The 15100-nt window shown below is 74.8% G+C and carries 10 protein-coding genes; 9 read left to right on the top strand and 1 reads right to left on the bottom strand.

What is annotated here, in order from left to right; translation table 11 throughout:
• Positions 1-45: 45 nt before the first annotated feature.
• The 9 genes from ACH4F2_RS01445 (at position 46) to ACH4F2_RS01485 (ending at position 14110) form a co-directional block, all read left to right on the top strand.
• Positions 46-1311, top strand: coding sequence for a 6-phospho-beta-glucosidase (locus ACH4F2_RS01445; protein ID WP_398130635.1), 1266 nt, complete (start codon positions 46-48; stop codon positions 1309-1311).
• Complete coding sequence (locus ACH4F2_RS01450; RefSeq protein ID WP_398130636.1) at positions 1302-2273, top strand: N-acetylglucosamine kinase; 972 nt, start codon at positions 1302-1304, stop codon at positions 2271-2273. Before ACH4F2_RS01445 ends, ACH4F2_RS01450 begins: the two co-directional genes overlap by 10 nt.
• A gap of 241 nt (positions 2274-2514) precedes the next feature.
• Positions 2515-3990 carry a hypothetical protein gene (locus tag ACH4F2_RS01455; protein ID WP_398130637.1) on the top strand — a complete coding sequence of 492 codons (1476 nt, stop codon included), beginning with the start codon at positions 2515-2517 and terminating at the stop codon, positions 3988-3990.
• Positions 3991-4049: 59 nt separating this feature from the next.
• Positions 4050-5096 (top strand): glutamate ABC transporter substrate-binding protein, encoded by a 1047-nt coding sequence (locus ACH4F2_RS01460; protein ID WP_398130638.1) that lies wholly within the window; start codon positions 4050-4052, stop codon positions 5094-5096.
• 106 nt (positions 5097-5202) lie between these two features.
• Positions 5203-6537 (top strand): hypothetical protein, encoded by a 1335-nt coding sequence (locus tag ACH4F2_RS01465; protein WP_398130639.1) that lies wholly within the window; start codon positions 5203-5205, stop codon positions 6535-6537.
• A gap of 207 nt (positions 6538-6744) precedes the next feature.
• Entirely contained in the window at positions 6745-9600 is a 2856-nt protein-coding gene (locus ACH4F2_RS01470) for a tetratricopeptide repeat protein (protein ID WP_398130640.1), read from the top strand.
• A gap of 3 nt (positions 9601-9603) precedes the next feature.
• Positions 9604-10998: a PP2C family serine/threonine-protein phosphatase gene (locus ACH4F2_RS01475; protein ID WP_398130641.1), complete on the top strand. Its 1395-nt coding sequence runs from the start codon at positions 9604-9606 to the stop codon at positions 10996-10998.
• A gap of 124 nt (positions 10999-11122) precedes the next feature.
• Positions 11123-12469 carry a VWA domain-containing protein gene (locus tag ACH4F2_RS01480; protein WP_398130642.1) on the top strand — a complete coding sequence of 449 codons (1347 nt, stop codon included), beginning with the start codon at positions 11123-11125 and terminating at the stop codon, positions 12467-12469.
• Positions 12470-12517: 48 nt separating this feature from the next.
• Positions 12518-14110, top strand: a complete 1593-nt coding sequence (locus tag ACH4F2_RS01485) for an FHA domain-containing protein (RefSeq protein ID WP_398130643.1) — start codon at positions 12518-12520, stop codon at positions 14108-14110.
• A 15-nt stretch (positions 14111-14125) separates the two neighbouring features.
• Here the strand turns inward: ACH4F2_RS01485 and ACH4F2_RS01490 are convergent, their stop codons facing one another.
• Positions 14126-15100, bottom strand: a complete 975-nt coding sequence (locus ACH4F2_RS01490) for a methyltransferase domain-containing protein (RefSeq protein WP_398130644.1) — start codon at positions 15098-15100, stop codon at positions 14126-14128.

Raw genomic sequence — 15100 nt, forward strand, 5'->3', positions numbered from 1 at the left:
TACGCCCGACCGGAGTCGAGGGATGAGCAAAGGACTGATGACCGCATGAAACTCACCGTGGTCGGCGGCGGTTCGACCTACACGCCCGAACTCGTCGACGGCTTCGCCCGGTTGCGGGACGCCCTGCCGGTCGAGGAACTCGTCCTCGTAGATCCGGCCGCGGACCGGCTGGAGCCGGTCGGGGGCCTCGCCCGCCGCATCTTCGCCAGGCAGGGCCACGAAGGCCGCGTCGTCACCACCTCCGACCTGGACGCGGCCGTCGACGGCGCCGACGCCGTACTGCTCCAGCTGCGCGTCGGCGGCCAGGCGGCCCGCGAACAGGACGAGACCTGGCCCCTGGAGTGCGGCTGCGTCGGCCAGGAGACGACCGGCGCGGGCGGCCTCGCCAAGGCGCTGCGCACCGTGCCGGTGGTGCTGGACATCGCCGAGCGGGTCCGCCGGGCCAGCCCGGACGCCTGGATCATCGACTTCACCAACCCGGTCGGCATCGTGACCCGCGCCCTGCTCCGGGCCGGGCACCGGGCGGTCGGCCTGTGCAACGTGGCGATCGGACTGCAGCGCAAGTTCGCCGCGCTGCTCGGGGTGGCCCCCGCCGATGTCCACCTGGACCACGTGGGCCTCAACCACCTCACGTGGGAGACCGGCGTCCGCCTCGGCGGCCCCGGGGGCGAGGACGTCCTGCCCCGGCTGCTGGCCGATCATGGGGACGCCGTCGCCGCAGACCTCCGCCTGCCCCGGCCCCTCCTGGACCGCCTGGGCGTCGTCCCCTCCTACTACCTGCGCTACTACTACGCGCACGACGAGGTCGTCGGCGAGCTGCGCACCAGGCCGTCACGGGCCGCCGAGGTGGCGGCGATGGAACGGCGGCTGCTGGAGATGTACGGGGACCCGGCCCTGGACGAGAAGCCCGCCCTGCTGGCCGAGCGCGGCGGCGCCTACTACTCGGAGGCGGCCGTGGACCTGGCCGCCGCCCTGCTCGGCGGCGCGGGCTCCCCGTACCAGGTGGTGAACACGTACAACCGGGGCACGCTGCCCTTCCTGCCCGACGACGCGGTGATCGAGGTGCCGGCGGCGGTGGGTGCCAAGGGCGCCGCCCCGCTGCCGGTGGCGGCCGTGGACCCGCTGTACGCGGGGCTGATCGCGAACGTGACGGCGTACGAGGACCTGGCCCTGGACGCGGCCCTGCGCGGCGGCCGGGACCGGGTGCTGCGGGCGCTGCTCGCCCACCCCCTCGTCGGCCAGTACACGTACGCCGAACAGCTCACCGACCGGCTGATCGCCCACAACCGGGAGCACCTGGCGTGGGCCTGACCGCGAGCCTGCTCGCCGTCGACGCGGGCAACAGCAAGACCGACGTGGCGGTCGTGACGGCCGGCGGGGAGGTGCTCGCCGCGGCGCGCGGCGGGGCCTTCCGGCCGCCCGCCGTGGGCGTCGAACGCGCCGTGGACGCCCTCGCCGAGGCGGTCACGGCGGCCTTCGAGGCGGCCGGCGTCACCTCCGTCGAGCACGTCTCGGCATGTCTGGCCAACGCCGACCTGCCCGTGGAGGAGGAGCAGCTGGCCGCCGCGCTGCACGCGCGCGCGTGGGGCGCGAGTGTGGACGTACGCAACGACGCCTTCGCCCTCCTGCGGGCGGGCATCGACGAGCCGCGGGGCGTCGCCGTCGTGTGCGGGGCCGGCGTCAACTGCGTCGGCATGCGCCCCGACGGCCGCACCGCCCGCTTCCCCGCCATCGGGCGCCTCTCCGGCGACTGGGGCGGCGGCTGGGCGCTGGCCGAGGAGGCGCTGTGGCACGCGGCGCGGGCGGAGGACGGCCGCGGACAGCCCACGGAACTGGCCCGTACCCTGCCGGCCCACTTCGGGCTCGGCTCGATGCACGCCCTCATCGAGGCCCTGCACCTGCGGCACATCGAGCCCGCCCGGCGCCACGAGCTGACGCCCGTGCTGTTCGCCACGGCGGCGGACGGCGACCCGCTCGCCCGGGCGGTCGTCGACCGGCAGGCCGACGAGGTGGTGGCCATGGCCACGGTCGCGCTGACCCGGCTGGACCTGCTGGCTCAGGAGACACCGGTCCTGCTGGGGGGCGGCGTCCTGACGGCACGGCATCCGCGGCTCGACGACCGGATACGGGAACTGCTGGCCGCCCGCGCCCCCAAGGCCGTACCACGGGTGGTGACGGCACGGCCCGTGCTGGGCGCGGTGCTGCTGGGACTCGACCGGGCGGGAGCGGTCCCCGGGGCCCACACACGGGCACGGGCGCATTTCACCGTCTGAGCGGGCGGGCCGGGCGGGAACCGGACCGGTTCCGATGGCGTGTTCATGGGAAGGGGTGGGGCGTTGCACCGGCATCGGCGCACGGGTGCCGGACACCGGCATCGGAACACCCGGAGCCGGACGCCGGGGTCGGACGCCTCGGTCGGACGCCTGGGTCGGACCAAGATCGGTGAAGGCCCGTGCGAATGTCGCTGCGGGCAGCGATACTTGCGGCGACGGATGACCATGGGGGAGGTCAGCAGTGACTCGACCGCCGAAGGGCAGCGCGGTGCCACCGCCGGGCGCGGGCGTGCCCACCCTGCCCGCCGTACCGCCACAGCCGCAGCCCCACCCGTTGCCCCGGCAGCGGCCGGGCGGCGGCGCCCCCGTCGCACCCGAGCCATCGTCGACCCGGCGCACCGCGTTCGCCGAGGGCGTGGACCGGCTGCGCGCGGCGGCCGTCACCGAGCCGGGGCGGCTGCGCATCATCGGCGCGCTGCTCGCCGCGCTCGTCATCGCCTTCGGCACCGTCACCGCCTGGCAGATGCACGACCGGTCCGTGGCGGCCGACGACGTGCTGCACCGCAGCCAGCCGCTCACCTCCGACGCGGCCGACGTCTACCGCTCCCTCGCCGACGCCAACACCGCGGCCTCCAGCGGGTTCCTCGCCGGCGGCCAGGAGACCAAGGCATCCCGCGACCGGTACGAGAAGGACATCCGCACCGCAGCCGAGGGGCTCGTGAAGGCCGCCGCCAACTCGGACGCCGACTCCCCGTCCGCGGCGACCATCACCGAGCTCAACCGCCTCCTGCCCGAGTACAAGGGCCTCATCGAGCGCGCCCGCACCTACAACCGCCAGGGCTTCCCGGTCGGCGGCGCCTATCTGCGCTACGCCAACGAGAAGATGCACAAGGAGATGCTCCCGGCGGCGGAGGACCTCTACACGACGGAGAACCAGCGGCTGCGCGCCGACTACGCCGACGCCAGGCCCTACCCCTGGGCCGCGCTGGCCCTCGGCGTCCTCGCGCTCGCCGCCCTGGCCTGGGCGCAGCACCGCAACTACCGGCGCACCAACCGCGTCCTGAACCACGGCCTGGTCGCCGCCACGGCCACCGCCGCGGTCGTCCTGCTGTGGCTGGTCGTCGGCCACAGCGTCGCGCGGTCGCACCTGGGCGACTCCTACGACCACGGCGTGCGCTCGCTGAACGTGCTGCACGACGCCCGCATCGCCTCCCTCAAGGCCCGGGGCAACGAGAACCTCACGCTGGTGGCACGCGGCGCGGAGACGAAGAAGGTGGACGGCAGGACGTACGACGCCTACGACTTCGACTTCGGCAGGAACATGGACACCCTCGGCAAGGGCCTGGCCGAGGCGGCGCGGCTCGCGGACGACGAGGCGGGCGAGCGTCCGGTCACGGCGGCGAACGGCAACATGGCGGAGTGGAAGAAGCGCCACGCGGCGGCCCGTGAGCAGGACGAGAACGGCAACTACCAGCAGGCGCTGGACCTGGTGATCGGCGGCGAGGACAGCACGGTCGAGCCCACGGTCGAGTGCTTCGACGGCGTCGACACCTCGCTGGCCGCCGCCCTCGACCACGAGAAGCGGGAGTTCAGGCAGGCGGCGGGCGACGGCCTGGACGCCATGGGCTACCTGCCGCAGGGCGCCGGCGTCCTCGCCGGGCTCGGCGCGGCAGGTGCGCTGCTGGGTGTCGGCCGCAGGCTCTCGGAGTACCGGTGAAGCGGGGCGCGGACCCGGCGGACGGGTGGGAAGGGATACGCGTGGAAGGAGGCGCGAGGATGCGTGCACGACGACTGCGGGGCGGCCTGAAGGGCTGGGGCGGTGTGGGGGCGATGGCCTGCGCCTGCGCCCTCGCCGTGCTCTTCGCCCTGCTGCTGCCGGTGGTCCGCTCGCACGGCGAGAGCGGCGGATCCGGCACCGGCGGCCACGGTGTCGCCCACGGCAGCCAGGCGCGCGCCGCCGAGGAGTGCACGGACCCGGAGAAGCAGACCCTCCCCCCGGACGATGCCGACGGGCCCACCATCGACGAGATCCGCAGCCGCGAGGGCGAGAAGCGCAAGCTGGTCGTCGGCGTCGACCAGAACAGCTACGGCTGGGGTTACCGCGACCCGAACAGCGGCGGAGACGCCGAGCTGGAGGGCTTCGACATCGACCTGGTGCACCGCATCGCCGAGGACATCCTCGGCGACCCGGACGCCGTGCAGTTCAAGGCGATCCCCACCGACCAGCGCATCCCCGCGATCCAGGACGGCCGGGTCGACATGGTGGTCCGCACGATGACCATCAACTGCGCCCGGCTGACGGAAGTCGCCTTCTCCGCTCCCTACTTCAAGACCGGTCAGCAACTGCTCGCGCCCAAGTCCTCGCCCATCACCGGGTACAACGACACGCTGGCCGGCAAGAAGATCTGCACGGCGACGGGCTCGACGGCGTTCAGCACACTGGAACAGGACCAGCGGGACGGCGAACTGGCCGCCGACGCCGACCTCGGCACCACCGTGCCCAACCAACTGGACTGCCTGGTACGGCTGCAGCTCGGCGAGGTCGACGCGGTCGTCACCGACGACGCGCTCGCCGCGAGCCAGGCCGCACAGGACCCCACGGTCGAACTGAAGGGTGACGCCTTCACCACCGAGTACTACGGCGTGGCGATGAAGAAGGACGCCGACGATCTGGTACGCCGGGTCAACCAGATCCTGGTGGAGTGGCGCGCGGACAAGGCCAGGGGCTGGCAGTACTCGTACGACGAGTGGCTGTCGGAGACCATGCGCAGGGATGCGGGGAAGTCGGCGCCCCCGCCCCCGCAGTACCTGCGCACGAGCTGAACGACCGCCGCACCGCAAGGCCGCCACACCGCAGGACCGCCACACCGCAAGGCCGCCACACCGCAAGAAAGAGCACGCACGAGTCCGCGACAGCGAGAGGTGATCGATGGGCGACACGGGACCCACCGGGCCGGTGATGGACCGGGACGAGGTGGACCGTGCGCTGGCGCGGCTCGGCGCGGAGCACGAGGCGGTCGAGACCTCGCTCCTCGCCCTGCAGGACCACGCGGGCCGCAGACTCCTCGAAGGCGCCGAGCTCACGGGGGTGACCGGTGAACGCTGGGCCGCCGCGGAGGCGTCGATCACGCTGCTGTGGACCTACTTCGACGCGTACACGGGCGCGCTGCGCACGGCCCGGGAGATCCGCTCCCGGCGCCGCTGGTCCAGCCGCGAGGACCTGGCCGAGCTGACCGAGCTGCTGCGCGGCGAGGCCGTCACGGTGGCCGGCGGCGCCACCGCCACGGCCGCGGCGCCCACCCCGACCGGCGGTCCGGGCCGCCTGAGCGAGCGGTACTCGCTGGTGACGCTGGTGGACCGGATGAACCAGCTGTACGCGACCTCCCTCGACATGGTGGTCGCCGCCGACGCCGTGTGGTCGGCGCTGCCCGCGCGGATCGATTTACTCGCCGCCGAGCTGAGACGCACCCGGGAACTCGCGCACTCCGTGGGCGTCCGCCCCGGCGAGCACCCGGCCGGCGACGACCTGGAGCGGATCACCCGCACCCTGACGAAACTGCGCGAGCAGGTCGTGTCCGACCCGCTGGCCTTCTGGCTGCCCGCGGAGGGCAGTTCGGCGCCGGGCGGCGGCCGGCCGGACACCACGGTGTACGACCGGGAGGCGCGCGCCCTGGAGGAGGTGCGACGCGAGATCGACGCCGTGCTGGCCGTGCGCCAGGACGCCGAGCAGCGGATCGTACGGCTGCGGGACGTGCTCTCCCGCGCGGACCGCACGCTCGCCGAGGCCCGTACCGCGCGCGGCGAGGTGCTGGCGAAGATCGCCGCGACGGAGGTGCCGGTCGTCAGCGGACCGCCGACCGTGCTGCAGGAGCAGCTGGCGGCGGCCGCCGAGTACCGCAGACACGCGCAGTGGCACCGCCTGTCCCCCCTCCTGGAGTCCCTGGAGGAGAAGGCGGAGGACGAACTGCTGCGCGCCCGCGAGTCGCTGACGGCGGTCACCGCGCCACTGGCGGTCCGTGCCGAGCTGCGCGGCCGGCTCGACGCGTACAAGGCGAAGATGGCCCGGCTCGGCCACGCCGAGGACCCCGAGCTGGTCGAGAAGTACGAGAAGGCACGCCGCATGCTGTGGAGCGCGCCGTGCGACCTGCGCGTCGCCGGGCAGGCCGTGCTGCGCTACCAGCACGCGGCGGCCGAACTGCTCGGCTCCGCCCCGCGCGTGCCCGGGCAGGGCGGGCCGGTGGACCGGACGGGGCCCGGCGCGTGAGGGACAGGGGGTGTCGTTCGGATCAGGCCGGCTCCAGGCAACGGTGCCCTGCGACCGACCCGAGCGGGGTCTGGTGCGTGCAGCTGCAAGGCGGAGGAGGGCGACAGGGCGGAGCCCTGGCAACCGACGACAACGCCGCAGATGCGCGTGTCAGACCCCGCGACCCCGGCAAGATCCGAACGACACCCCCTAGGGGGAGGCAGCGTCATGAGTGAGGCACAGCGGACGTGTCAGCGTCCCGGCTGCGGCGGCACCTACGAGGACATGGGCGGCGGCGAGCTGTACTGCGACACGTGCGGTCTCGCGCCGGTCGTCGCGTCCAACGGCATGGTGGGCTCGACGCCGACCGGGATCACCGGCGGCGGCCGGGGCTCGCGCGGTTCACACGGCTCGGCGGGCAGCGGGAGTTCACGGTCCGGCAGCCGCAGCTCCCGCACGTCGTCGCAGTCGTCGAAGTCCCGGCGTTCGGTGTCGGGGCGGCTCTCGCGGTCGGTGTCGGGCCGGTCGACGAGCCGGTCGGTGTCGGTGCGCAGCTCGGGCTCGCCCGCCGGTTCCTCCGCGCGCGGCCGCCTCGGCGTCGGCCTGGTCGAGGTCCCGGCGATCCCGCGGCCCGACCCGCGCGCGATGGTCCTGGACAACCCCGAGGTGCCCGAGCGGAAGCGGTTCTGCTCGCGTTCGGACTGCGGGGCGCAGGTCGGGCGGGCGCGCGGCGAGCGGCCGGGGCGCACGGAGGGCTTCTGCACCAAGTGCGGCCACCCGTACTCGTTCGTGCCCAAGCTGAAGGCCGGGGACGTCGTGCACGGCCAGTACGAGGTGGTGGGCTGCCTCGCGCACGGCGGGCTCGGCTGGATCTACCTCGCCGTCGACCGGGCGGTCTCCGACCGCTGGGTGGTCCTCAAGGGCCTGCTGGACACCGGCGACCAGGACGCGATGGCGGCGGCCATCTCCGAACGGCGCTTCCTCGCCGAGATCGAGCACGCCAACATCGTGCGGATCTACAACTTCGTCGAGCACCTCGACCAGCGGACGGGTTCGCTGGACGGGTACATCGTCATGGAGTACGTCGGCGGCAAGTCGCTGAAGGAGATCGCCAACGGCCGGCGCTCCCCCGAGGGACGGCGCGACCCGCTGCCGGTCGAACAGGCCTGCGCGTACGGCATCGAGGCGCTGGAGGCGCTCGGCCACCTGCACAGCCGCAACCTGCTCTACTGCGACTTCAAGGTCGACAACGCCATCCAGACCGAGGACCAGCTCAAGCTGATCGACATGGGCGCGGTGCGCCGGATGGACGACGAGGAGTCGGCCATCTACGGCACGGTGGGCTACCAGGCGCCGGAGGTCGCCGACGTCGGCCCGTCGGTGGCGTCCGACCTGTACACCGTCGGCCGCACGCTCGCCGTGCTGACGTTCGACTTCCAGGGCTACACCACCGTCTACGCCGACTCCCTGCCGGACCCCGACACCATCGACGTCTTCCGGCGGTACGAGTCGTTCTACCGGCTGCTGGTGCGGGCCACCGACCCCGATCCGGCCCGCCGGTTCGCCTCCGCGCAGGAGATGGCCGAGCAGCTGACGGGGGTGCTGCGCGAGGTCGTCTCGCTGCAGACGGGCCGCGCCCGGCCCGCCGTGTCCACGCTGTTCGGGCCCGAGGTCAGGGTGACGGACACGGAGCTGTTCCCCCGGCTGGACGGCGACGTGTCGCTGCTGGGGGCCCGGGCGACCCGTACGAGGCGGCGCGGCGGTGCCGGCACGGCCCTCGCCCGGCCACCGGGCGGCGCGGGCACCGGGCCCGCACTGCCGGGCGGGACGGGCACGGCGGTCGGAGCACCGGGCGGGACGGGCACGGGCGTCGGAACGCCGGGCGGGGCCGGCGCGGGCGTCGGAACGCCGGGCGGGGCCGGCGCGGGCGTCGGAACGCCGGGCGGGGCCGGCGCGGGCCACGGGGCCTCCGGTGGCACGGGCGCCGGGCGGCAGCCCGGCGGAGCGGGTGCGAGCGCCGCGCTGCCGGGCGCGGTGAGCACGGTCGGTGCGGTGAGCGCGGTCGGAGCGGCCGGCGGTCCCGGCGCCGGTGTCTCCGGCGGCCTGGTCAAGCCGGCCGACGCGCCCGTCGCCGCCCTCGCGCTGCCGGTCCCCCGGGTCGACGCGGGCGACCCCAACGCGGGTTTCCTCGCGGGCCTCATGGCGTCCGCGCCGGGTGAGCTGCTGACCGCGCTGGCCGCCGCGCCGGCGCCGTCGACCGAGACCGGGCTGCGGCAGATCCGGGCCCGGCTGGAGAACGGCGACGCGCCCGGCGCGCTGGAGGCTCTGGAGGCGCTGGAGGGCGAGCGGCCCGACGACTGGCGGGTGGTCTGGTACCGGGGGCTGGCCGCGCTGGTGACCGGCGACCACGAGGGCGCCGCGCTGGCCTTCGACGCGATCTACGACGCCTTCCCCGGCGAGATCGCGCCCAAACTGGCGCTCGGCCTGTGCGCGGAGGTGCTGGGGCAGCTCGACAACGCCGCCGAGTACTACCGCCTGGTGTGGTCGTCCGACCCGAGCCATGTGAGCGCGGCGTTCGGGCTGGCCCGCGTCCAGCTCGCCGGCGGCGACCGGACCGGTGCCGTACGGACGCTGGAGTCGGTGCCGGAGTCGTCCGTCCACTGCACGGCCGCGCGCGTGGCGGCCGTACGGGCGCGGCTGCGGCAACGCACGGCGGGCGCGGGCGACGCGGCGTTCCTGGACGATCTGGTCGCCGCCGCGCGGCAGGTCGAGGCGTTGGACGTGTACGGTCTGGATCCGGCGCGGCGCGAGCAGTTGTCGGCCGAGGTCCTCGGCTGTGCCCTGGACTGGGTACTCTCCGGAGGTCGGGGTTCCGTCCCTTCCCCGCCCTCGGCTTCGCCCGAGCGGGGGGACCCCCATGCCGCCGGGGGACGGACGCTGCTCGGCAGTAGCCTGGACGAACGCGGCCTGCGTTTCGGCCTGGAGCGTTCGTACCGCACGCTGGCCCGGCTGGCGCGGGGCGGCGAGGAGAGGATCGACCTGGTGGAACGTGCCAATCGTTACCGCCCCCGGACGTGGGTGTAGTTGATGTCCCAGATGCCCCAGCAGGCCACTGTGCCGAAGTGCCCGAGCTGCGAGGAACCCCTCGAGTCGGGTGACCGTTTCTGCGGTGCGTGCGGATACGACCTGTCCGCCGTGCCCGCACCGCCCGTGGACAGCCCGATCGCCGTCAACGGCTCGGTGCCCGCACCGGCGTCGCCGCCCGGCGGCGTGGACTGGCCCGTGGCCCGGGACTCGGACGGCTTCGGCCGGCCCGCCCCGGCGCACCCGGCGTCCGAAGTGCCGGGCACCGACTCGGGCGGCTCCCCGCTGCCGCCACCACCGCCGCCGCCCGCGGCACCGCCGATGCCGGCGGGACCGCCGGAACCGGCCGCGTCCGGCGTGCGGTTCGACCGTCCCGACCACCCGCGGGAGCCCGACGAGTACCCGCTGCAGGCGCCCGACCCGCGGCTGGCCGCCGAGCCGGTGCCCTCCGCGCCGCCGGTGCCCTCCGCGCCGGCCGCCGACGGGAAGGTCTGCGTGGCCTGCCGCGCGGGCCGGGTCGACGACGACGGCTACTGCGAGAACTGCGGGCACGCCCAGCCCCGCGAACGCGACCACATGGAGCAGGAGTCCGGCCCGGTCGCCGCGGTCAGCGACCGCGGCCTGCGCCACCACCGCAACGAGGACGCCTTCTCCGTCGGCTGCACCGCGCTGCCCGACGGCGCCCCCGCGACCATGGCGATCGTCTGCGACGGCGTCTCCTCCGCGACCCGTCCCGACGACGCCTCGCTCGCCGCGTCCCGGGCGGCCGGCGAGTCGCTGCTCGCCGCCCTGCCGCGGGGCACGCACCCGCAGCAGGCCATGCACGACGCCATCGTCGCCGCCTCGCACGCCGTCAACGCGCTGGCGGACGAACCCGCCACCGCCCGCGAGCAGGCCCCCCACCAGAACGCGCCCGCCTGCACCCTGGTCGGCGCCGTGGTGACCGCGGGCCTGCTGGTCGTCGGCTGGGTCGGCGACAGCCGCGTCTACTGGGTGCCGGCCGACCGGAGCACCCCGCCGGCCCGGCTCACCGAGGACGACTCGTGGGCGGCGCAGATGGTCGCCGCCAACCTGATGAGCGAGGCCGAGGCGTACGCCGACGAGCGCGCCCACGCGATCACCGGCTGGCTCGGCGCCGACGCCTACGAACTGGAGCCGCACACCGCGTCCTTCAAGCCGGACCGGGCGGGCGTCGTCGTGGTCTGCACGGACGGCCTGTGGAACTACGCCGAGTCGGCCCAGGAGATGGCCGAGGCCACGCCCCTCGACGCCGCCGCCCGCCCGCTGCACAGCGCCCGCGTCCTGGTCGGCCACGCCCTGGACGGCGGGGGCCACGACAACGTAACAGTGGCCCTCCTGCCGTTCCCCGCCCCGCCGCAGGGGGCAGGATCGGCCTGAGGCCCCCGCCCGGGCACGGGTACGGGTGCGCACGCGGGGGCGGTCTCGCGGGCCGCAGGGGGCGGTCCGCGCCAGCAGCCATCGCCCCACCACCGTGGGGACGTAGAGGGGGATGCGATCCGGCATGGCCAATTTCTCGAAGTCGAACGTGCCGCAGTTCTCGGTGGACGTCTACCAGAACGAGTACCTGCCCGAGGGCGGCCGTGAGGTCAACGCCATCGTGACGGTCACCGCGACCGGCGGCGGCACGATCGGGAGCGCGGTGGCCGCGCCCCACCTGTACTCGCCGGGCCAGGGCCCGTCCGCGGCCGTGGCGGTCATGGTCGACTGCTCGGGCTCGATGGACTACCCGCCGACCAAGATGCGCAATGCCCGCGACGCGACGGCCGCCGCGATCGACTCCCTGCGCGACGGCGTGCACTTCGCGGTGGTCGGCGGCACCCACGTGGCCAAGGAGGTCTACCCGGGCGGCGGCCGGCTCGCGGTCGCCGACGCCACCACCCGGGAGCAGGCCAAGCAGGCGCTGCGCAAACTGAGCGCGGGCGGCGGCACCGCCATCGGCACCTGGCTGCGGCTGGCCGACCGGCTGCTGTCCACCGCGGACGTCGCCATCCGGCACGGCATCCTCCTCACCGACGGCCGCAACGAGCACGAGTCGCCCGAGGACCTCAGGGCGGCACTCGACTCCTGCGCCGGGCGGTTCACCTGTGACACCCGTGGCGTGGGCACCGACTGGGAAGTGAAAGAAGTCACAGGCATCGCCTCCGCCCTGCTCGGGACCGCCGACATCGTCGCCGACCCGGCCGGTCTCGCCGCCGACTTCACGCGGATGATGGAGACGGCCATGGGCAAGGAGGTCGCGGACGTCGCCCTGCGCCTGTGGACCCCGGTCGGCACCACCGTGAGGTTCGTCAAGCAGGTCGCGCCCACGGTCGAGGAGCTGACCGGCCGCCGCACCGAGGCGGGCCCGCGCGCCGGGGACTACCCCACCGGTTCCTGGGGCGACGAGTCCCGTGACTACCACGTCTGCGTGGAGGTACCGGCCGCGAACGTGGGCCAGGAGATGCTGGCCGCCCGCGTGTCCCTGGTCATCCCGGAGCCCGAGGGCAGCGTCCGCGACCTCGGGGCGCAGGGTCTCGTACGGGCCGTGTGGACGGACGACATGGCCGCATCCACGTCGATCAACCCGCAAGTGGCCCACTACACCGGACAGGCCGAACTGGCACAGGTCATCCAACAGGGTCTGGATCTGCGCAAAGCGGGAGACATCGACGGCGCAACGGCCAAACTGGGCCGTGCGGTCCAGCTCGCCGGAGCCTCCGGAAACGCCGATACGGCGAAACTGCTTTCGAAGGTGGTGGACGTGGTCGACGCGGCGGCAGGTACTGTGCGACTGAAAGCGAAGGTCGAGGAGGCCGACGAGATGACTCTCGAGACCCGGTCGACAAAGACTGTTCGTGTAAAGAAGTGACGCAGGACAAGAGCGCTCCACGAGCCCGCAAGAGGGGGAAGCACCGACATGCCGACCTGCCCGAACGGACACCAGTCGGGTTCCGACGACTGGTGCGAGGTCTGCGGTCACCGCATGGCCGGTGCCGTGCCGCCCCCTCCCCCGCCTCCGCCCCCCGGCGGCGGCTACGGCTTCCCGCCGCCCGCCGGTCCGGGCGGACCCGGTGGTCCGGGCGGTGCGCCCGGCGCCGAGCCGCAGCTGTGCCCGCAGTGCCGCACGCCGCGTGAGGGCGGGGCACCGTTCTGCGAGGAGTGCCGGTGGAACTTCCTCACCAACACCGCCACCTCCTACACCCCGGCCGCCCCGCGCCCGCCGGCGCCCGGCGGTCCGGCGCCGCACTTCCAGCAGCCGCCGACGGGTCCGTCGTACGGCGGCGGTGACTCGTACGAATACCAGGGCTCCCGCCCGTCCCAGATGAACCGGCCCGCCGAGCCGATCCCACCGGGTCCGCCCTTCGGCGGTCCCTCGGGACCGGGTGGACCCGGTGGACCGAGTGGACCCGGTGGACCGGGTGGCCAGGGCGGTCCCGGTGGGCCTGGCGGCGGTCCCGGTGGGCCTGGCGGCGGTCCCGGTGGGCCTGGCGGCGGTCCCGGTGGGCCTGGCGGCGGTCCCGGTGGGCCTGGCGGCCCGAACAGCCCCAACGGCCCCTTCAACCCCAACGGCCCCGGTGGCCCCGGTGGCCCTGGTGGCCCCAACGGTCCCGGCGGCTCGAACGGGCCTGGCGCATACGGAGGCCCCGGCGGCCCGAACGGGCCTTCCGGTCCGCCGGCCCCGCCCGCCTTCGGTGCCGACCCGTCACGGCCGGTCCCGCCCCCGCCCGGGCCCGTTCCGCCGCCGCCCGGTCCCGGTGGGCCGGGGAGCGCTCCGCAGGGGTACCAGCAGTCCGGTCCGCCGGCCCCGCCCGCCTTCCCGCAGGAGACCAACCGGCCGCAGCAGGGCGGTCCCGCCTTCGGCGGCGGTGACGACGACTGGATGATCTCCCCGCCGTCGTCCACCGGCCACGGAGGCCCGGGTGGCGGTCCTGGTGGTCCCAGTGGTCCTGGCGGTCCTGGTGGGCCCGGTGGGCCGAACGGCCCGGGTCCGGCCCAGGGCAGCGGCTACGGCTACCCGCAGCCCGGCGCGACCCAGGCCCCGCCGCCCCCGCCCGGCCACGGCTTCCCGCAGCAGCCCCAGCAGCCCCAGCAGCCCCAGCAGCCGACGACCTGGACGGCGACCGTCGGCCCGGACCGCGACTACTTCATGGCGATGATGCAGCGCTCCGGTCCCGAGGCCGCGGGCCTGAACCTGCCCGCGTACTCGCCCGAGCAGCAGCGCACGCTCACCGGCAACCAGATCACCATCGGCCGCCGCCGGCACTCCACCGGCGACACCCCCGACATCGACCTGGCGGTGCCGCCGGAGGACCCGGGCGTCTCGCACCAGCACGCCGTGCTGGTGCAGCAGCCGGACGGCACCTGGGCGGTCGTCGACCAGAACTCGACGAACGGCACGACGGTCAACGGCGGCGACGAGCCGATCCAGCCCTTCGTGCCGGTGCCGCTCCAGGACGGCGACCGGGTGCACGTCGGCGCCTGGACGACGATCACGGTCCGCCGGGGCTAGTCCCCGCCCCGTACGTCAGGTGAAGGGCCAGGCGTACGGGCCCTCCGGGTCGTCCAGCCAGGCCCAGGCCCGTTCGCCGCTGACGGTGATGCCGTAGCGCTCGCGACGCGGGGCGTCCTCGCGGTCCCACAGCGCGTACGCCTCCTGCGGATCGAGCCGGCCCCGGCTCAGCGCGAGCAGGAAACGGAACAGGTCGTCCTCCCGGGCCCGGCGGGGCACCCCGCCAAGGCCCGGCGTCCCGTGCTCGGCCCGGTCCGCGCCGCGCAGCGGCACGAAGTACGCGGGCGTGTGCAGGAAGCGCCCCTCGGCGTGGTCGGCGTCGCGGACGGTGAGGACGACCAGCCCGGTGGCGAGCGGGGTCAGGATCCGGCCGCCGGGGCGGCACTGGGCGAGCCAGGCGCGCGGGACCGAGGGCAGCGCACAGGTGGCGAGGATCCGGTCGTAGGGGGCGCGCTCGGGCACCCCTCGGGCGCCGTCGGCGGTGACGACGGCCGGATGGTACCCGGCGGTGGCCAGGTGCCGACGGGCCGACTCGGTGATGTCGGCGTCCAGGTCGACGGTGGTGACCAGGTCGTCGTCGCCGAGCCGGTGGGCGAGCAGGGCGGCGTTGTAGCCGGTGCCCGCGCCTATCTCCAGGACCCGGTCGCCGTCCGTCACTCCCAGCTCCACCAGCATCATCGCCATCAGCGACGGCTGGCTGCTGGAGGAGAGCAGTTCGCCGTCGCGCAGCCGGGTGGCCAGCGGGGCGTCGGCGTACGCGCCGCGCACCCAGCGTTCGCGGGCCTCACGGTCGGGATGCTCGCCCCACCGGCGTTCGTAGCCACCCAGGACGCCGACGTAGTAGTACGGCACGAAGAGGTGGCGCGGCACCCTCTCGAACGCCTCCCGCCAGACCGGGTCGGCCGTCCAGGCGCCGCTCAGCTCGATCTCCCGCACCAGCTCCGCCCGCGCGGAGGCGGCGAGGCCGTCCAGATCCTGGTGCCCGCCCAT

Origin of the sequence: Streptomyces sp. NPDC017890 (assembly GCF_044328675.1) — a bacterium.
GTDB lineage: Bacteria > Actinomycetota > Actinomycetes > Streptomycetales > Streptomycetaceae > Streptomyces.